At 46.3% G+C, this 19,332-nt stretch carries 16 protein-coding genes; 3 read left to right on the top strand and 13 right to left on the bottom strand.

Annotated elements, in window-relative coordinates; genetic code table 11:
* Positions 1-21: 21 nt before the first annotated feature.
* The 5 genes from KNP91_RS00590 to KNP91_RS00570 all read right to left on the bottom strand — a co-directional run bounded on the left by KNP91_RS00590 (position 22) and on the right by KNP91_RS00570 (position 4,095).
* A complete protein-coding gene (locus KNP91_RS00590; protein ID WP_214765564.1) occupies positions 22-1,371 on the bottom strand; it encodes an ArsB/NhaD family transporter in 1,350 nt (449 codons plus the stop codon).
* Between the two features lie 56 nt (positions 1,372-1,427).
* Complete coding sequence (locus tag KNP91_RS00585; RefSeq protein WP_214765567.1) at positions 1,428-2,207, bottom strand: phosphatidylserine decarboxylase; 780 nt, start codon at positions 2,205-2,207, stop codon at positions 1,428-1,430.
* Positions 2,200-2,691 (bottom strand): thioredoxin family protein, encoded by a 492-nt coding sequence (locus KNP91_RS00580; protein ID WP_012369665.1) that lies wholly within the window; start codon positions 2,689-2,691, stop codon positions 2,200-2,202. Before KNP91_RS00580 ends, KNP91_RS00585 begins: the two co-directional genes overlap by 8 nt.
* 12 nt (positions 2,692-2,703) lie before the next feature.
* Positions 2,704-3,837 carry a beta-aspartyl-peptidase gene (gene iadA, locus KNP91_RS00575; protein ID WP_214848163.1) on the bottom strand — a complete coding sequence of 378 codons (1,134 nt, stop codon included), beginning with the start codon at positions 3,835-3,837 and terminating at the stop codon, positions 2,704-2,706.
* Between the two features lie 63 nt (positions 3,838-3,900).
* A complete protein-coding gene (locus tag KNP91_RS00570; protein ID WP_012369663.1) occupies positions 3,901-4,095 on the bottom strand; it encodes a YjzD family protein in 195 nt (64 codons plus the stop codon).
* 193 nt (positions 4,096-4,288) lie between these two features.
* On the opposite strand from KNP91_RS00570, the gene KNP91_RS00565 reads away from it, so the two are divergent.
* Entirely contained in the window at positions 4,289-5,098 is an 810-nt protein-coding gene (locus KNP91_RS00565) for a Cof-type HAD-IIB family hydrolase (RefSeq protein WP_214765573.1), read from the top strand.
* A 62-nt stretch (positions 5,099-5,160) separates the two neighbouring features.
* On the opposite strand, the gene KNP91_RS00560 is transcribed toward KNP91_RS00565, so the two are convergent.
* From KNP91_RS00560 to KNP91_RS00530, 7 genes are all read right to left on the bottom strand, one after another.
* The gene (locus tag KNP91_RS00560) at positions 5,161-6,012 is read right to left on the bottom strand and encodes a YitT family protein (RefSeq protein ID WP_012369661.1); all 852 of its coding nucleotides are present in this window, start codon (positions 6,010-6,012) and stop codon (positions 5,161-5,163) included.
* A 222-nt stretch (positions 6,013-6,234) separates the two neighbouring features.
* A complete protein-coding gene (locus KNP91_RS00555; RefSeq protein WP_214848160.1) occupies positions 6,235-8,535 on the bottom strand; it encodes a glycoside hydrolase family 65 protein in 2,301 nt (766 codons plus the stop codon).
* 246 nt (positions 8,536-8,781) lie between these two features.
* Positions 8,782-9,810, bottom strand: coding sequence for a LacI family DNA-binding transcriptional regulator (locus tag KNP91_RS00550; RefSeq protein WP_012369659.1), 1,029 nt, complete (start codon positions 9,808-9,810; stop codon positions 8,782-8,784).
* Positions 9,811-9,844: 34 nt separating this feature from the next.
* Positions 9,845-11,374, bottom strand: a complete 1,530-nt coding sequence (locus KNP91_RS00545; RefSeq protein ID WP_012369658.1) for an alpha-amylase family glycosyl hydrolase — start codon at positions 11,372-11,374, stop codon at positions 9,845-9,847.
* A 23-nt stretch (positions 11,375-11,397) separates the two neighbouring features.
* Positions 11,398-12,231 carry a sugar ABC transporter permease gene (locus KNP91_RS00540; protein ID WP_012369657.1) on the bottom strand — a complete coding sequence of 278 codons (834 nt, stop codon included), beginning with the start codon at positions 12,229-12,231 and terminating at the stop codon, positions 11,398-11,400.
* On the bottom strand, positions 12,231-13,583 hold the full coding sequence (locus KNP91_RS00535) for a carbohydrate ABC transporter permease (protein ID WP_214765583.1): 1,353 nt from the start codon (positions 13,581-13,583) through the stop codon (positions 12,231-12,233). Before KNP91_RS00535 ends, KNP91_RS00540 begins: the two co-directional genes overlap by 1 nt.
* Before the next feature lie 115 nt (positions 13,584-13,698).
* Positions 13,699-14,958: an extracellular solute-binding protein gene (locus KNP91_RS00530; protein ID WP_261966309.1), complete on the bottom strand. Its 1,260-nt coding sequence runs from the start codon at positions 14,956-14,958 to the stop codon at positions 13,699-13,701.
* 458 nt (positions 14,959-15,416) lie between these two features.
* Between KNP91_RS00530 and KNP91_RS00525 the strand changes: the two genes are divergently transcribed.
* Positions 15,417-17,204, top strand: coding sequence for a glycoside hydrolase family 13 protein (locus tag KNP91_RS00525; protein ID WP_214765589.1), 1,788 nt, complete (start codon positions 15,417-15,419; stop codon positions 17,202-17,204).
* Between the two features lie 116 nt (positions 17,205-17,320).
* Complete coding sequence (locus tag KNP91_RS00520) at positions 17,321-18,472, top strand: cation:proton antiporter (RefSeq protein WP_214765591.1); 1,152 nt, start codon at positions 17,321-17,323, stop codon at positions 18,470-18,472.
* 59 nt (positions 18,473-18,531) lie between these two features.
* Here KNP91_RS00520 and KNP91_RS00515 read toward each other — a convergent pair whose 3' ends face one another.
* Positions 18,532-19,305 carry an enoyl-CoA hydratase/isomerase family protein gene (locus tag KNP91_RS00515; RefSeq protein ID WP_214848157.1) on the bottom strand — a complete coding sequence of 258 codons (774 nt, stop codon included), beginning with the start codon at positions 19,303-19,305 and terminating at the stop codon, positions 18,532-18,534.
* Between the last annotated feature and the right edge of the window lie 27 nt (positions 19,306-19,332).

Here is a 19,332-nt window from a genome sequence, read left to right as displayed (position 1 = left end):
CTTCCGTTTCGTCATTTCTGTTTAATAATAGCGGATCCATAAATAAAGTTGCGAGATAATCAGCGTCACGATGGTGATCGGCGCTCCGTAAAGCAGGAATCGTCCATACGTAAACTTCTCCCCCTGCCGCGTCGCAAGTCCCGCGACAATGACATTGGCTGACGCCCCGATCAACGTCCCGTTTCCGCCAAGACATGCTCCGAGCGACAACGACCACCAGAGGACGTCGACTTGCTGGCTGTCCGGCGACAATCCGATTCCTGCCGCAACATCGTTGATTAAAGGAATCATCGTCGCCACGAACGGAATATTATCAATCGTTGCACTGGCAACACCCGATAACCAAAGAACAGCTGTTGCCGTCGTCTGGATGTCTCCGCCTGTCAACGTAATCGTTTTCTCCGCCAGGAAACGGATGATTCCGACTTCCTGAATTCCGCCTACGAGAATAAACAGTCCGGCGAAGAAAAAGATTGTCGTCCATTCGACCCGGGCAAATACTTCTTCCAATTGATGGTTGTTTTCAATCGTCAGCAGCATCAAGACGGTTGCGCCGAGAATCGCAATCGCCGGTGCTTCGAGATGAAGACCGATTCGACTGAGCAACGGATGGATGACGAATAAGACGATCGTACTGACTAAGACAATACTGCTGCGCATGACCAGCTTCCGGCTGATGATGTAGCTGTTTTCGTCAATTTCCATTAATTTTTGCTGATCCTCCGGTTCCACGTGCAAATGTTTTCGAAAGACCAGGTACAAAATACCGATCGTCACGACGGTGATCAGCACGATCACTGGTGCAAGATTCAACAAAAAAGCATTGAACGTCAAATGCGGATTGGCTGCTCCGATCATGATGTTCGGGGGATCACCAATTAATGTTGCTGTTCCGCCGATGTTGGCAAATAAAACTTCCGCGAGTAAAAACGGGAACGGTTTGATTTTTAAGACTTTCGTAATCGAAAACGTGATGGGAACAATCAACAGAACTGTCGTGACATTGTCTAAAAAGGCAGATCCGAGTGCCGTCAATCCGGACAGTAAAATCAGGATTTTCACGGGATCTCCCTTTGTTTTCTTCGCCGCCCGAATCGCGATGTATTCAAACAGGCCCGATTGGTTGGCAATCGTCACTAAAATCATCATTCCGATCAATAAGACGATCGTTCCCCATTCGACGTATTCAAACAAGGCAGATTCCAAACGGACGATTCCGAATATCACCATTGCCAGTGCACCTAACAGGGCGACGATCGCTCGGCTGATTTTTTCACTGATGATCAAAGCATAGGTCACTAAAAAAATGAATAAGGCCCCGTAAATTTGAAGCGACGAACCCGACGCTCCCGTAAATAATAAAACCTGCATGACAGTTTCCTCCTAAGCATGACGAAACGCTCCCTTCGTGACGGGAGCGTCTTCATTCATGAATTCCAATAACCGATGCGTTGTCCCATTAAAACAGGACCTTTTATGTTCGGTTCTAACGTCATCGCATCTTTCGGGCAAATCAAAACGACTGTTGAACCAAATGAGAAATAGCCGAACTCGTCACCGCGTCTGACTTCCCGGTCTGGATTCGTCTGAACGATGGTGTTGACGTTCAAAGCACCGACCATGACATGCTCCAGTGCGTGTTTCCCGTGTGTGATGCGGGTGACCCGGCGATAGTTTCGCGTCAGCGGCCGTTTTCCGTATTCAAGTCCGAGATCATTGACCGGTGCCGAATCACGGCCGAGTGTATAGCTCGTCCGAACGGTTCCGTCGATTGGTACATGCACCCGGTGATAGTTCTGTGGACTGAGGTAAAAAATCAATACCTTTCCTCCGATGTAGTGATCGGCTTCATGGTGCGAACCGAGCAACTCAGATACCGAATACGTCTGCCCTTTGACGGTAAAATGACTGTCTTCCGTCAAATCCTCGACAACCGATAAGACGCCGTCACACGGACTGACGACAGCTTGCTCCGACTGGTCAATCGGACGAACGGTTTCCTTTAAATTCCGGACAAACAAATCATGCAGCGTCTTATACGACTCAAGCGGCTGATCCGCCTCCTGCATCTGTAAGTCATACATTTTAACAAACGGTCGAATCAGCGGACGGCTGACCGGACTCATCGCAAAACGCCGCAATTGTTTTGCGACGGCCGGATGACCGTTCAGTTCAAACAGTTGTGTAAAGAACCATTTTTTAATCATTTAAATCACCTGACGACTCTTCCTCGGAATTTTTCACGGCTTTCCCTGCGAAAAATTCTTTATACGCGTCTTCTGTCTGCTCTCCGGATACGCGGCTGACTTCTTTTCCATCTTTGAAATGAACGACAGTCGGTGTGCCTTCGATTCCAAACGTGTCCCAAGCCGACTGTTCGACAGCTAAGTCAATCTGTTCAAATGGAATATCCTGTTTTTCACCGAGTGGTACTAAGTACGGTTTTACTTTTTCACAGTGTACGCATCCTGTCTGATAAAAATACGTATAAAATTCATCACCGGACTTCAGCTTATCCGACACTTGACTCGCAGTTAGGTTTCCGTTTTTAGAGGCGGTATCCTCTCGATCCGTAAACAGTAACATCGTCGCCCCGATTAAGACGATCAGCGCAATCACACCAGCCGTAATCCAATTAGCTTTCGATTGCGGTTTTTTGGTTGATTTCACACGGTTAGATTTCTTTGACACAGTATCCCTCCGTCATTTTGGCAACAGCCATTTTTTCTGAATCATTATAGCATGCCCCTCTGCAAGAATCGTATCGATTTGCAAAGCGTCATCAATCAGTAACAGATCGGCACGTTCACCTGGTTGGATGTTCCCTCCGGAAATACCATAGGCCTCGGCGACGTTTGACGTGACCGTCTGAATCGCGTCCTTGAAATGCACGCCATGCTTCACTGCTTCACGGACCGCATCCAACATCGAGGTCGGTTTTCCGGTTTCAAGACGAAGCAGTTTCCCGCTCTCGTCAAAGGCAGGCAGGCTTGCACCGGCGTCACTGGACATCGTAATCCGGGTCAAAGGAATACCGGCAGCAAGAGCACGGTGAAGCGCCTGTCCTGCTGGAATTTCCCCTTCTTTAATGAATGCTTCCGTCGTACAGGTCGTAAAATCAATACGCCCGCCTTGTTTCGCCCAACGTAAGCCGGCTTCAAAAATCCGTTCACTACGGTTGATGTGCGTTGGCAAAAATTGGGTAATCGGAATATCCGTCATTTCGACTACTTCTTCGAGCAGAGCAAGGGCGCGTTTCCCGTCGCCGATATGGACATTCATCGTTCCCCGCACTCCTTTTAAGAGACCGGCAATCCGTGCTTGCGAAGCAAGACGTGACAACTCATGGACCGTCGGTTGGGTGGAACGATGATCATTGATCGCAATCTCACCAATTCCGATGACTTCGTTAATCAACAGAATATCTTCAGCAATCGACGGCGTAATCGAAACCGGCGGGACGGCGTAACTGCCTGACAAGAGAAAAGAACGGATTCCTTGGCTCGTATAGCCCCGCAAGTGTGCGAGCAAATCGATTCCTGTTCGTGTCCAGCCATCTGTTCCAAGCAATCCGACGACGGTCGTGACACCTGCTTCGAGAAAATCAGCGGCCGAAAGCGGAGGTGTCCGTGTTGCAAAACCACCTTCCCCGCCCCCGCCGATTGGATGGACGTGTCCATCGAGCAGACCCGGGATCAGTTGTTTCCCCGTCCCGTCAATCGTCTGAGTAATCAGCCGTTCATCCACCGTATAGGAACCGATGGCAAGAATCTTCCCCGCACCAATCAGTACATCCGTCGCTTCACCGGCTACTGTCACATTTTTAAGTATTATCATCACTTGCCTCCCAAATCATAAAAAGCGAGCCTATCGTCCAAATGACGATATCTCGCTTTTACCTTATTCTGCCTTTGTCCCTTGACCAAGACCAAGATCTTCATTGACTGCATCAAGTGCGAAGACGACAAGTGAAGTCACGACTGACATAGCTGTCGCGAATCCGAAGTTATACGTGACTGCATCGACCGCTGATACGATGAACACGGCTGTGTTCACGAGTAAGAACGACCAGAAGAATGTAACGAGAAAACGCATTCTTCCCCCTCCATTTCTTAACTTACTTTTTAATGTCCTACGTTTCGTAGTATATCATTTTTTAAGGGAACGGACAGCTTTTCTCCGATTTTTTTAAACGCTTTCCCGAATTCAAAAAGCAGACAATTTTAGATATTTTTCGATGGATTATGCTACAGTAAGCGTAATGAATCCAGAGTGGAGTGAGTATCCCATGCAACGTCATCTGATCGCCATCGATTTGGACGGCACATTATTACGCGACGACAAAACCATCAGTCAGGCCAACTTACACGCATTGAGAACGGCACGCGAGAACGGCCACGAAGTCGTCATCGCCACCGGACGTCCTTTCCGGCACGCGAAACGCTATTACGATGAACTCGGATTGACGACACCGATCGTCAATTTTAACGGCGGACTGGTTCACCATCCGCATGATCCACATTTTGAAGTCAGCCATCATCCGATTCCGCTGAAAACCGTCCAGCACATCCTGGAGTCGGTATCGGACTCGAAAACACAAAATATCGTGTGTGAGGTGACCGATCATGTTTACTTCCAAAATGATCCGGTCGGAATTTATGAATTCTATACAGATCATGCTTTATCCGTAACGACCGGCGATTTACGAAAGGTTCTGCAACACGAACCGACATCGCTCCTGATTCATGCGAAAGGTGAACATGTCCAGGACATTCGGTCCGAACTTTCAAGCATTCATGCGGAAACGGTCTTGAACCGTCAATGGGTCAAACCGGAATATATGGTCGAGGTCATGCGAAAAGGGACGAGTAAAGCAATCGGCTTACACCAAATTTCACGTCATCTCGGAATCGAACAAAAACAGATCATTGCTTTCGGAGATGAAGAAAACGACTTGGAAATGCTCGAGTACGTCGGGCATGGTGTCGCGATGAGCAACGCCATCGGAGCACTGAAACTGGTTGCCAACGGTACGACGAAATCGAACCAGGAAGACGGAATCGCTTATTACCTGAAACATGTGCTCGGCCTGATTTAATCTCATGAACAAAGCCGGCTTCTCTGTCCATCAGACAGAAAAGCCGGCTTTGTTGTTTCACCTTACCCTTTACGGAAGTAACCGACGACAGAGTCTGTCGCGACGACGTTGATGAACACCGTTTCGTCCGCATCGCGGCAAATCCGTTCAATATCGCGCAACTCATGCCGTTCGATGACCATCATCAGCGTCGACTTCTCAGCCCGTGAGTACGTCCCGATGGCCGGCATCTGAGTAATTCCGCGAATGATGTGTTGATGAAGTGCCGTCGTGATATCGTCGGCATGATTCGTAATGATGAAAATCGTCAACCGTTGATTGCTTGTATGAATTTCATCGACGACTTTCGACGTGACATAAATGAAGACAATCGTATAAAGTGCCGTCGACCAACCAAACAATGCTCCTGCAAGGATTGCAATCAAAAAGTTCAATACAAACAGGTATAATCCCACGCTCCGGTCGGAGAAACGGGCAAAAATCAATGCCACGATATCAAAACCACCCGTAGATGCCCCGAATTTAATCGTAATTCCGGTTCCGATTGCCAGTAAGACCCCACCAAATACGGCATTGAGCGTTTGATCACCCGGAATAACAGCATACTGAGGAATAAGTCCGATAAAAATCGTTGTCGCCAAAACCGATATCAATGTAATGATGGTAAAACTGCGTCCGAGCATGATCCATGCTAAAACAATCAATGGCAGATTCAAGACTAAAAACCAGACGTTTTCCCCGAAAGCAAACGCCGTCCCTTGTAACACCTGCGTTAAAATCTGGGCAAGTCCAGTAAATCCTGTCGAGTAAACACCACTTGGAATCAAGAACCAGTTCATCGCTACTGCGATGACGAACCCGCCAATCGAGGCGACAATCACTTTTAGCATACTTTCCTTTACAACCGCTGTCACACCTTGTTCTCCTCTCATTCGTAAACTATCTTGGAACACTTTAGCACATAACAAATGTGTCCGGATAGTCAAGATGATGAAAGAATTACATTTCTTTTTTTGGTAACGCTCTCATTTTCAGAAGTTGAACACATTCTTCCTCAGATGAAAAAAAGGGGCAGATTTGACATCCGCCCCCTTTTGTTTTATATCCGGTAAAAATCCGTCTTTTTTCGGGTTTTCTTAAACAGTCATCGAAGCTGGAATGGTAACCGCACCTTCTGCCGGGACTTCAACCGGTTCACCGTGAAGCTGTAACGTAAAGGCTTCACCTACGTTTTGTTCAATGCACACTTCGTTCTGCTTGACCTGAACGAGAATGTGATGTCCACGCCATTGCATCCGGAACGAATAACTCGTCCAGCCCTTTGGCAACATCGGCTTGAAGGACAATGTCCCCTGCTCGACACGCAGTCCGGCAAATCCGTGAACGATTGACATCCAGGATCCGACCATCGACGTGATGTGGAGACCATCTTCCGTATCGTTGTTATAGTTATCAAGATCGAGCCGTGCCGAACGTTGATAGAGTTCCATCGCTTTTTCTTCATAACCGACTTCAGCCGCAATGATCGAATAGATACAAGGTGAAAGTGATGATTCATGGACCGTCCGCGGCTCATAAAAATCAAAGTTTTTCTTCTTCTCTTCGATCGAGAAACGATCCGTCAGGAAATAGAGTCCTTGCAGAACATCAGCCTGTTTGATGAAGACAGAACGCAGAACACGGTCCCACGACCAATTTTGGTTTAATGGTAGGTGTTTTGGATCAAGATCCGCGACCATAATCTGTTCCTTATCCATGAAACCGTCTTGCTGCATGAATACATCCGGAACAGAATCGTCTTTCGGATAATACATTTTCTGATCAATCTCGGCCCAGTGAGCTAATTCTTCTTCCGTGAGAGCCAATTGATGCATCAATTCTTCGAGGCGTGCCGGTTCTTCCTGCTCCAGGTGACGATAGACGGTCTGCGCATACTCGAGACACCAGGCAGCCATTAAGTTCGTATACCAGTTGTTATTGACGTTATTTTCGTATTCATTTGGTCCAGTGACACCAAGAATCATATAAACATCTTTATGCGGGACATAGTTGACGCGACTCGCCCAGTAACGTGCGATTTCAACGAGCACTTCAAAGCCGTATTGTCCGAGGTAAGAGGTATCTCCTGTGTAGTTCGTATAGTTATAAATCGCATGGGCAATCGCACCGTTCCGGTGAATTTCTTCATGCGTAATTTCCCACTCATTGTGGCACTCTTCCCCGTTCATCGTCACCATCGGATATAAAGCACCCTTCATTCCGACATTTTTATCCGCATTTTCTTTTGCTTGTGGGAGTTGGTTATGACGGTACTTCAACAAATTCCAGGCAACCTCCGGCTTCGATGTCGCAAGATAGAAGTTCAGGCAATATGCTTCTGTATCCCAGTAAGTCGCCCCACCGTATTTTTCTCCCGTAAATCCTTTTGGCCCAATGTTCAGGCGGGAATCTTCGCCTGTGTACGTCTGGAACATATGGAAAATGTTAAAACGAATTCCCTGTTGGGCTTCGATATCCCCTTCAATCTTCACGTCCGCTTCTTCCCAATGCTTCAACCAGGCCGCTTCATGTGCTGCAAGCACATTGTCAAATCCGCTCTCAAAAGCGTCATTCACGCGTTTCATCGCCTGTGCCAGCAAGTCTTCAATCTCATAATCACGATTCGTGACGAGGGCCACTAACTTTTCAGCCGTCACTGCTTCGCCGGCCGGTACCTGTTTCGTGAAACGATTGGCGACATATTGTAATGTACTTTCAAGCACTTCGCATCTCGCACCTTCGACATCGGTAATCATCGCCGCCGTGACATGCCAGTCCAACTTCTTCGTTTTTGACGTGACGTAAGCAAACCGTTCTTCCACGCCGTGCTCGACCGGAAGCCAGAATTTCTCGTCATAGTTAGAATCTTCGTTTTCGACGTCGGCGTCGAGATAGGATTCTATGACGACTTCCGCATCAAAGTTGACCGGTGTGACCGTGTAACGAAGTGCAGCTAATTCCTTATCAACGATCGAGAAGAAGCGTTTCGACTCAATTTTCGTTTCCTCGATTCCGTTTCGGATCAGCATCGTCCGTGTCAGAACACCGTGTTGCATGTCGAGTTCCCGTTTAAAATCGACGACTTCCCACTCGTTTAAATCGACATTCTTGCCATTGATCGAAACACGAAGTCCCATGATGTTGACGGCATTCAAGACTTTGGCGAAATATTCCGGATAGCCGTTTTTCCACCAGCCGACCCGTGTTTTATCCGGGTAGTAGACGCCCGCGACGTACATCCCTTGATGCGTGTCTCCCGAGTAGTCTTCTTCAAAATTTCCGCGCATTCCCATATGACCGTTTCCGATCGCTGTCATCGATTCAGCAAGCCGGTTGTCTTCCGGATGAAAACCCTGCTCCGTAATTTTCCATTCATTGATATCAAACAATCGTTTCATGATTAGTCGCTCCCTTATTCTTAATCACATCGATGCTTAGGCATCTTTTTGTAAGCGTTTTAATTTTCTCTACATTCTTTATTCTACACATAATCATCGTTAATGCAATCGTTTGCACGAAAATAAAAATCTTTTTCCATTCGTCCTGTCTTTTTGGATCACGGAGAGCTTTCTTGTCCTTTTCCACACAAGAAAACACCACCTGCCGCGAACGGACAAGTGGTGTTTTCTTGAATAACATTCATTTTATTTTGCCGTGCCGCCGCAAGATTGACGAACAACTAGATAATGAGGAACGATGACACGTTTTCCATAAGGTGTCGCCTCTTCGTTCATTTGTTCGATTAGACAGTTTGTTGCTTCAAATCCTAAACCGAAGATGTTAATTTCAACGGAGGTCAACGGCGGACTGGAAAATTCTGCGATGAACAGATTGTTGAAACTGACGACAGCCATCTGATCGGGTACGCTGATTTCCATCTCATTTAACGTACTCATGACACCAAGCGCCATCATATCATCACTGACGACGACAGCCGTCGGCGGGTGCTCAAGCGACATCAATCGTTTGACGGCGTCTGCTCCTCCGGTCGTCATGAACGGTGCACTGACGATATATGATTCGTTGATCGGAAGACCTTCCTCCATCAAAGCTGTCTTGTATCCACCGACCCGTTCCTGAGTGACGGCTAAATCCTGGGATCCCCCGACAAACGCGATGCACTCATGTCCAAGTTGATGTAAATATTTCGTGACTTCGCGCCCCGCAAGATAGTTGTCGGTATCGACATAAGTGACATGTGAGGAGTCACTGAATGGTTTCCCGACAACGACGAACGGAAACTTTGAATCCTGTAAAAACTGAACGACCTTATCATCTGTTCGGGAATACAAGACCACGACACCGTCGACCCGACGACCCTGAACCATCGAGACGACACCTTCGTAGACTTCTTCTTCCGAAACCCCTGTCGTCATATACAACGAATAACCGTTTTGATGTGCTTTTGTGCTGATTCCGCGAATTACTTCCGAGAAAAATGGATTTTGCAGTGTTTTTGTTGCTGCACTGGGCATGACAAGACCGATGGCCTGAGTCGTTCGATTGGCAAGACTCCGGGCATGGACGTTCGGATAGTAGCCGAGTTCCTCCATCGCCTGACGGACACGTTCTTTTGTTTTTTGACTGATGCGCGGACTGTTGGCAATTACACGTGAGACCGTAGACGGTGCAACGTTCGCTTCTCTTGCGACATCCTTGATTGTTACTTGCATCCCTTTCACCTCATCATTTCCCTACAAATGTATTTTAGTGTGTTTCCTTTGTCCGATTGATCCGTCGTCGATGGACGAATAAAATGATTAAGGCAAGGATCGGAGCGATTGAGCCGATCGCAACGAGCGACATCCAGTTGACCTGCGAATGTTCCACGACATATCCATTGGCACTGCCCGCATCAAGCGTTACTTCATAGGCATCTCCGTCTTGACGTACGACGTCAGAGAACAATAGCCCCCGCAGACGTTGATCGTCACCGATTTCTGATGCTTTCACGCGCAATGTCGTTTTCTTTTCCCCTAAATTGATGGCATATAGGACAGACTGATCTTTGACTTTTCGTTCGAAGACCGCCATATGGTCCGTTTTAGCCACCAACCGCTGTTTCCCAGTCTCAAAAGCAGGATAGTTCTTGCGCATCTTGTTTAATGTCTGCACATATTCCTGCATCTTATCGTTTTTATCGAATTCCATCATCATTCGGTTTCCCGGATCTTCTCCACCGGGCATCGCGACTTCTGTTCCCTGGTAGACAATCGGCATGCCGGGTGCTGCATATAAAGCGAATAACGCTAAACGCAATTGTCGTTCCTCATCCGCGGCTCCACCGATTTTCGCTTCCGTAATAAAGCGTTTTAAATCATGATTATCAATAAAGTTCGCTAAGGACATCGCTTTCGGATTAAACGTAGTATCTCGATTATAAACCGAATCTAATTCTTCCGCCGAACCATTTTTCCGGGCAAACTGATCCTTGATTCCGTAGTAAAACGGGAAGTTCGTCACAGAGTCAAATCCCAGTTTCGAATAGATCGCAATCTTACGCGGATCACCGTCAAATACTTCGCCTAATAAAAAGAGATCCGGATGCTCTTTTTTGACGGCCGGGATGAATGTTTTCCAAAAAGCCGGCGGAACATGACGGACCGTATCGAGTCGGTAGCCGTCGATTCCGGTCTCATCCACCCAGTAGTTCGCAACGTCAACTAAATACTTGACGACCTCTTTATTTTCCGTATTGAAATCCGGTAAATCAAACAGCCAATTGTTCTCGACTTCCGCCTGATTGTTCCAGTTCATGATGGTCTGTTCTTTATGGAACCAGTCCGGTTTTTCTTTTACGAGTGGATGGTTCGGTCCGAGGTGATTGACGACTAAATCGAGCACCACTTTCAGATCACGTTTGTGTGCCTCTTTGACTAACGTTTTAAATTCTTCTTTTGTTCCGAAATGCGGATCGATTTCATAATAATCATCCGTCCAATATCCGTGATAGCCGTTTGGCCGGTTCTTAAAAATCGGTGTCAGCCAGATTGATGTAAATCCTTGATCCTTGATATAATCCAGACGCTTTGTGACACCTGCTAAGTCCCCGCCTTGAAACGCTTTTGGATCATCGGGATTTGCCTCTAAGTCATTACTTTTGTCACCGTTTTCAAACCGGTCGACCATGATGAAGTACATTCGTTCCTTTTCCCATCCTGCAGCTTCGCTTGTCTGTGGAAATATTCCGATAGACAAGAGAAGCGGCAAGAGGAGAAGCATCACGCCTCGTCTCATGCCGCTGATTCCCCCTTGATTGATTAACCTTTCGTTCCGCCTGCCGTCAGTCCAGATACGAAGAAACGCTGGAATGCGAAGAACAGAAGAACGATTGGTACTGCTGATAATACGGCACCTGCCGCAAACAATGTGAAGTTATTATCGAATTGCTCTGAAACCATGTTGTACAGTCCAACAGCGAGTGTCTGTTTCTCCGGTGAGCGGAGAACAAGTGACGCCAGGATGAAATCGTTGAACGGTGCCATGAAGTTGAACAAAGCGATAACCGCTACCATTGGTTTTGCAAGTGGAAGAATGATCTGCCAGAAAATCCGAAGATGTCCTGCCCCATCCATCCGCGCCGCTTCATCCAGTTCTTTTGGTATTGTATCAAAATATCCTTTTGCAAGATACGTGTTCATTGGAATCGCTCCCCCTGCATACAGAAGAATCAATGCCAAATGCGTATCAAACAATTGCAACATGTTCAACAGAACGTAAATTGCGATAATGGCAACAAATTGCGGAACCATCTGCAAGACGAGGAACAAGATCAGTGAATTCTTACGTCCGACGAACCGGTAACGTGAAAAGATGTAACCCGTCAACGTAATCAGTGCGACGGAAACGACCATCGTAATGACAGCGATTTTGATCGTATTCAGATACCACATGCCATAATCCGTTTGTGTCGCATCAAATAAATCAAAGTAATGGATCAATGTCGGATTACTCGGGAAGATGTCCGAAGTGATGCTTTTCCCCGGGTTGAGCGATGTGCCGACAACCCAAAGGAGCGGATACACGATAATTATCGAGGCGATCGTCAAAATGAGGTATGACAACGCCATATTGATTCGGTTTTGTTTTCTCATTAGATCATATCCTCATCTTTGAATGATTTTGAACGTTTAAACTGAATGACGGCAATCGTCATGATGAAGAACGACAGCACCAGCGTAATCGCGGCAGCAAATCCGTACTGCGGATTCGAACCAAGTGACAGTTTGTAAATCCAGGAGATCAGGATGTCTGTTCCACCGGCCGATTGACCCGGAACAGCCGGTCCCCCGTTGTTAAAGAGATAGATGATGTTGAAGTTATTGAAGTTGAACGTATATTGCGTAATCAAGATCGGTGCTGTTGCAAACAAGATCATCGGTAATGTAATCAGGCGGAATTTTTCACCTGACGTCGCACCGTCAATCGTTGCCGCTTCATACAAATCTTCTGGAATCGACTGCAGAATCCCTGTCGTCAATGTCATGATATACGGGAAACCGAGCCACCACTGAATACCGATTAAAGCAAGCTTCGTATAAGTCGGATCTGTCATCCACTCGAGCCCGCTGTCAAGTCCGATCGCCGGTAGCAGTGTCGTATTAAAGACACCAAACGTCTCATTGAACATGGAGCGGAAGATGAGGATTGTGATAAATGCCGGTACAGCCCAAGATAAAATCAAAATTGAACGGAAGAACCGTTTTCCTTTTAACCCTTTTTGATTCAACAAGACCGCAAGACCGATCCCGATTGCGATGACACCTGTTGTCGAAGCGACCGTCCAAACGAGTGTCCATCCGAGTACGCTGACGAACGTGTCGCGGAAGATGTCGACCGTAAAGATGTTCAGGAAGTTTTGAATCCCGATCCAGTCGACGAGTTTCGCCGGTGGCGAATTATTGAACTTATAGTTCGTAAAGGCAATCAAAAACGTGAAAATCAAAGGTAAGACGACCGTAAAGACAAGGAGAACCAACGATGGAATCAGCATCGCGTACGGGAATCCGTTATCTCGGAAGTTCCGCAACTGCATTTTCAAAGAAGGAACTTCTAATTCCAAGTCACGGAGCTTACCGATTCGATACGCATCGATAAAGTTCCAAACGTAAATGGAGATACCAAACACAAGCAGAATCAATGCAATGATTCCCTCGACCATCAAGAAGATCGAGTGATCCCCCCTTACGCCTGCTACCTCACCGAGTGTAATCAATCCCCAGATCGCTCCGCGATCTCCGGGACCGTTCCCAGCACCTTTAAAAAACAGTTCGAAGTTAACTAAAAAATACGATAGGACGACGATAAAAAATGTCGCACCCTTTAAAAATTGTTTGTTGTACAGTTGTCCCATCCCTGGAACGATCGATATCGCTGCTGCAATCGTCCGGTGATTCGTTTTTGGCTTTGGTGTTTTCGTGGGTTGTGGTGTCGCAATGGCCGCCATCGTCTGTTCTCCTTTCCAAAGGTCATGTCTGACCTCAGGCTTCTCTTCCAACCATAAAGATAAGGGGGAATCCAAGATCCCCCTTTCTTTAATTCTGTGTCAGTCATTCAGTTGATTATTGATTGTTTGCTTCGATTTGTTGCTTGATTTGTTTCACAGCGTCATCAGCTGATTTTTGTGCATCTTGTTTGTTTGTTGCAACAAGTTGAAGTGCTGCTGCCATTGGGTCCCAAACTTGACCCATTTCAGCGATGTTCGGCATTGGTACACCGTCTTTAGACTGTGCGAAGACGGCTGCTGCCACTTCGTTGTCTTTGATCGTTGCATCTTCTTGAAGCGAAGTGACCGGTGGGATCTCGTTGTATTTCTCAAACATCGCTTTCGCGTTTTCTTCACCCGTTAACGATTTGAGGAATTTTTCTGCCCATTCTTGGTTTTCCGAGTAAGCTGAAACAGCATACGTCTTCACGCCTACGAATGTTTTGATTGCTTCACCGTTTGGAAGCTTCGGAAGTGCTGAAGCACCTAAGTTAATCCCTTTTTCTTTATAGCTTGCGACTGCCCATGGTCCGTTCATGACTGCGACTGCTTTCTTGTCGCCGAACAATTGGTCCATTGCTTGACCACCGCCACCGCCGATCAAACCTTTCGGGAAGAGCCCCTCTTTATACCATTTACCGATGTAATCCATTCCTTCAACTGCACCTTTGTTGTTGAGACCGATGTCAGCAGGATCAAGTTTTCCACCGTTATCTTTAAAGACGTATCCACCGTATCCACCGATTGGACCGTGTGCGAAGTAGAAGTTATCCCATAGTGCGAGGAAACCGTATTTACCGTCTTTTTTCTGCTCTGTTGAGATTTTGTACAGGTCATCCATTGAAGCCGGTGCTTCTTTTAACTCATCTTTGTTGAAAAGAAGGATTGGTGTTTCAACTGCTTTAGGATAACCGTAAACTTTACCGTCGAACGTAACAGCTGATTTAGCTGTATCGATGAAAGGTTCGAGTGCTTTTTCACCGTCTTTGAGTTCAGCAATCAACCCTTGGTCAACAACTGTTCCGATTTGGTCATGTGGAAGAAGAATGATATCCGGACCTTTTCCTGCAGGACCGTCAAGAGCGACTTTCTTTTGTTGATCTGTCATTTTAACTTCTTTGACTTCAACTTTGACGCCTTCTTTTTCCTCAAATGCTTTAGCAGCGGCTTTAGTTGTTTCCGCTTTTTCTGTATCTTCCCAGATAACGATTTTCGTTGGTTTTTTACCGCCTTCTGAACTTGTATCAGAAGAACCTGAATCTGTTCCGCCGCCACATGCTGCAAGAGCACCGATTGCCATGACAGATACTGAAAGACCTGCTACTAATTTTTTGATTTCCATGTTCGAAAATTCCTCCCCAAGTTAACGTACGAATGATAAGTTCTGATGCACAACGTTTGCATAAAGGCACAACCATTTTCTCATGATAACAACCGAGCGGTTGTAAGCGTTTTATGAAAACGTTTGCATCACCTTTACATTTTTATTATACAATCTAAAATCCTTTTGACAAGTCCTTTTCTTTAAATATTTCCTTACATTCAAAAAAGATTTTCGAAAAGTATTCTTAAAAATCGTTCGGGCGCATTAGTTAAATGATTTTAAAAAGAAAACGTTTACATTTATCTGATTTGCACAACTAAGTGCAATCGATTGCGCTAATATAGGAGGATTCCCTGTCTCCTCTTGTTTTTTTCTGGAATTCCAATTGACTTTAAGAAAGCGCTTCACTATTCTTAGGTCGAGGACAATTATATTAGAATGCAAGCGATTGCACATAGGGAGTGACCAAAATGCTGAAAGAAGCTGTTTTCCACCGCGCGATGTCACCGTTCGTCTATAAGTATGATGACAAAACCATTCATGTTCGACTGCAGACGAAAAAAAATGACGTCGATCATGTTGATCTTATTTGGGGAGATCCGTACGACTGGCATACCGAAAACCCGGATGATGCCGATTGGAACTTTGATCCGTCCAAATCAAACTATTGGAATACTTTCGAAACCCCTATGAAACGGAGCGGGTCAGATGAGTTATTCGATTATTGGTTCATCGATGTCGTTCCTCCTTTCCGCCGACTTCGTTACGGATTCCGGCTTCACGACGGACATTCGAGTCAAGTCTTTACCGAACGTGGCTGGTTTGATGAAAAGCCGCTAGATGATACCGGATACTACTTCTGTGTTCCTTTTTTAAACAAAGTGGATGTGTTCCATGCTCCGGACTGGGTGAAGGATACAGTATGGTATCAAATCTTCCCCGACCGCTTTGCCAACGGAGATTCGACGAATGATCCGGCCGGTACCCTTCCATGGAATAGTACGGCACCTACAACGACAAATCTGTTCGGCGGTGATTTTCAAGGCGTCATTGATAAAATCGATTACTTAGTGGATCTCGGCATCACAGGCATTTACTTCTGTCCAATTTTCGAAGCCAAGTCCAATCATAAATACGACACGATTGATTATTTGGAAATTGATCCGCAGTTCGGAACTAAAGAAAAGTTTAAGGAAATGGTTGATTTACTGCATGCAAATGGAATTCGCATCATGCTGGATGCCGTCTTTAATCATGCCGGTTTCCACCATAAAGCATTCGCCGACATTCGGGAACACGGCAGCAATTCTTCTTACCGGGATTGGTTCCACCTCCGGAACTTCCCTCTCGTAACCGAGCCGATGCCGAACTATGACACGTTTGCGTTTGTTCCGGAAATGCCGAAGTTCAATACGGAAAATCCGGAAGTAAAAGCATACTTACTTCATGTCGCCCGTTACTGGGTCGAAGAATTCGGGATCGACGGCTGGCGGCTTGATGTTGCCAACGAAGTCGATCATGCCTTCTGGCGTGACTTCCGTTCTGTCGTCAAGGAAGCGGATCCGGAGACGTATATTCTCGGTGAAATTTGGCACGATTCACAGGAATGGTTGCTCGGTGACCAATTTGATGCCGTTATGAACTATCCGTTCACGAATGCTGCACTTAATTTCTTTGCACTCGATAAGACATCTGCTTCCACCTATGCCAATGACATGTCGCATGTCTTATTCTCAAACACGGTCAACGTCAACGAAGTATCGTTTAACTTAATCGGTTCACACGATACGCCGCGTGCCTTGACCCGTGCCGGAAACGACAAAAACAAGATGCGTCTGCTGCTGTTATCCATGCTGACCTTCTCCGGAAGTCCGGTTATCTATTACGGAGATGAAATCGGACTCGACGGTGATCAGGATCCGGGTTGCCGGAAATGTATGCCGTGGAATCCGGAAGAGCAGGATTTGAATCTGTTGATGTACACGAAACATCTGCTTCAGTTACGAAAGCAGCACAGGACACTTGCCAATCACGGACAGATTTCATTCGTCCATGCCGACGATGAAACCAATACCATCGTCATGCGTCGTATGAGTCAGGATGGGACGTATTACGTCTATTTCAATAACTCGAATCATCAGGCGACAATCCCTGCTCCTCAGTCCGGCCAAGGAATGGATCTCTTTTCGAACACACCACTTCCTTCATTAGAAGTGACGCTCGCTCCGTATACAGGAACTATCATTCAAGTGATTTGATTTTCAGACAGACTTTTTGCCCCTCAGCAAAAGTCTGTCTTTTTTCATTTCTGTGACAAACCCGTTAAGGTGTTTGATTTAGGGTAAAGGAAAAAGAAAGGAGGGAAAACTCTCTCATGGAAATATTTCTTTATGCGGGATTGATTCTGATCGGCTTGTTCGTCGTCAGTTATTTCAGCGAACGGTTTCACCTCCCGAGCATTCTTGCCTTTATCCTGATCGGAATCATACTTGGTCTTTATTATGATTTGCCGGAAGAATTAAAACTCGGTGGAGAAGCAGGCATCATCGTCTTGTTTTTCCTGCTCGGTCTGAAGTTTTCGGTCGCTGATTTATTAATCCAGTTTCGCAACATCTGGAAAGCGGGACTGATTGATCTTCTGTTATCGTTTGGCGGTACCTTCCTCTTGACTTTGACCTTCGGATTTTCGGTACCCGAGGCATTTTTAATTGGCTGTGTTCTGTATGCAACAAGTTCGTCGATTTCGGCCCGCCTGCTCGACCGCGAACCGGATAAACACAAAGACGTGAATCGGTTTGTTCTCTCGTTACTTATCTTCGAAGATTTAGCGGCGCCTCTCTTATTAACAAGTGCCCCCTTTGTTCTCGGAACACAAGAGTTCACCTTCGTAAAAGTCGGAACGATTTTTCTTGGATTTATTTTCTTATTCAGTGCTCTGATTTTTTTAACGGTCTTCATCCGTCAAAAATCGAGAGTCGTCGATTCTCTTTACCGTCACCCGGATGCCGGCATCGGAATCATCGGCTTAATTTTGACTTTTTCAGGAATCGGGATCATGTTTGGTTTATCCGAAGTCCTGGGTGCGTTTATCGTCGGGATTTTATTAACGGAAATTAAAGAGACACGTTATTTAAAAAGACTGGTAACGCCTTTCCAAGATTTACTTTTACCCTTGTTTTTCATCTCGTTCGGCATGTCGTTTGAATTGACGGAAGGGCTCCCCTTGGATTGGTTTTTCGTTGCCCTCGTCGTTTGGGGACTTCTTTCTAAATTCCTGGTCGGTTTTTTAGGGGGACGAGCGTTTGGTCTTTCCAACTACCATGCGATTGAGTCCGGATTCTGTTTAGGACCACGCGGAGAATTCTCTATTTTATTCATCACGCTTGCGAGCGGAGCTTTTGTCACATTGACCGGATTGTATATTTTTGTTTCCGCTTTTCTTGGAATCATGCTATTTCGAATCTCAACCGGCCTGACGGATCGTACTCATGCGACTGCTCAAAAGATCAAACAAAAAATCAAGTGAATCATAATAGGACCTTCCGGCAGATTTCCGGAAAGTCCTATTAGTCGTTCACTCTGTCATCAGCGACCGCTGAAAACGGGCGCTTTTTTTTCTAGAAATGCTTGAACCGCTTGCTGGTGATCTTCTGTCTTTCCGGCACGGGATTGATAAATAATTTCCTGAGCCAGCATATCCTCGAGTGTCGATTCGGAACTTGCTGATTGCAACTGTTTGATATATCCGATGACTTTCGTCGGTCGGCTGGCAAGAAGTTTAGCAAAAGAAGCTACTTCCTGTTCGTACTGTCCGGCGTCCACACTTTTTGTCACTAAATGATAGTCGTAGGCTTGTTGCGCGGTAATTGTTTCACCTAATAAGGCAAGCTCGAGTGCTTTAGCTGACCCGATCAACCGGGGTAAGAAGTACGGAGCACCGGCATCCGGAACCAGTCCGATATTGATGAAGCCAAGTGATAATTTCGCATCATCGCGTACGATCCGGAAATCACAGGCTAATGTAAGAGAGAGTCCCGCCCCTGCAGCCACTCCATTAATGGCAGCGATGGTCGGCTTTTTCGTCGTTGCCAATGCCCGAATGACAGGATGGTAATATTGTTTTAAGTAGTCCCCGTGGTCCATACCGGGTTGTACGGTTTTTAAATCCTGGCCCGCACAAAATCCGCGCCCGGCCCCCGTCAAAACGATGACCCGAATAGTATCATCTTGATTCGCCTCTTCGATCGACTCCGCTAGTTCGGTTAAAAGTGTTGATGTGAGCGCATTCAGCCGTTCCGGACGTGATAACGTGATGGTCGCAACCTGCTCTTCAACAGCATAAGTGATTTCAGTTTTCATTCCATTCCCCTCCATTTCAAAAATGAA

The sequence above is a fragment of the Exiguobacterium sp. s138 genome (assembly GCF_018618775.1).
GTDB classification, from domain to species: Bacteria; Bacillota; Bacilli; order Exiguobacteriales; family Exiguobacteriaceae; genus Exiguobacterium_A; species Exiguobacterium_A artemiae.
Note: the sequence above shows the minus strand (reverse complement) of the source record. Positions and strands in the feature narration are given on the sequence as shown.

Excerpts from the sequence above, each read along its gene's own strand:
- KNP91_RS00585 (WP_214765567.1), bottom strand. The coding sequence starts at position 2,207 with ATGATTAAAAAATGGTTCTTTACACAACTGTTTGAACTGAACGGTCAT.
- KNP91_RS00540 (WP_012369657.1), bottom strand. The coding sequence starts at position 12,231 with ATGAGAAAACAAAACCGAATCAATATGGCGTTGTCATACCTCATTTTG.
- KNP91_RS00550 (WP_012369659.1), bottom strand. The coding sequence starts at position 9,810 with ATGCAAGTAACAATCAAGGATGTCGCAAGAGAAGCGAACGTTGCACCG.
- KNP91_RS00525 (WP_214765589.1), top strand. The coding sequence starts at position 15,417 with ATGCTGAAAGAAGCTGTTTTCCACCGCGCGATGTCACCGTTCGTCTAT.
- KNP91_RS00570 (WP_012369663.1), bottom strand. The coding sequence starts at position 4,095 with ATGCGTTTTCTCGTTACATTCTTCTGGTCGTTCTTACTCGTGAACACA.
- KNP91_RS00555 (WP_214848160.1), bottom strand. The coding sequence starts at position 8,535 with ATGAAACGATTGTTTGATATCAATGAATGGAAAATTACGGAGCAGGGT.
- iadA (WP_214848163.1), bottom strand. The coding sequence starts at position 3,837 with ATGATAATACTTAAAAATGTGACAGTAGCCGGTGAAGCGACGGATGTA.
- KNP91_RS00545 (WP_012369658.1), bottom strand. The coding sequence starts at position 11,374 with ATGAGACGAGGCGTGATGCTTCTCCTCTTGCCGCTTCTCTTGTCTATC.
- KNP91_RS00565 (WP_214765573.1), top strand. The coding sequence starts at position 4,289 with ATGCAACGTCATCTGATCGCCATCGATTTGGACGGCACATTATTACGC.
- KNP91_RS00535 (WP_214765583.1), bottom strand. The coding sequence starts at position 13,583 with ATGGCGGCCATTGCGACACCACAACCCACGAAAACACCAAAGCCAAAA.
- KNP91_RS00590 (WP_214765564.1), bottom strand. The coding sequence starts at position 1,371 with ATGCAGGTTTTATTATTTACGGGAGCGTCGGGTTCGTCGCTTCAAATT.
- KNP91_RS00515 (WP_214848157.1), bottom strand. The coding sequence starts at position 19,305 with ATGAAAACTGAAATCACTTATGCTGTTGAAGAGCAGGTTGCGACCATC.
- KNP91_RS00520 (WP_214765591.1), top strand. The coding sequence starts at position 17,321 with ATGGAAATATTTCTTTATGCGGGATTGATTCTGATCGGCTTGTTCGTC.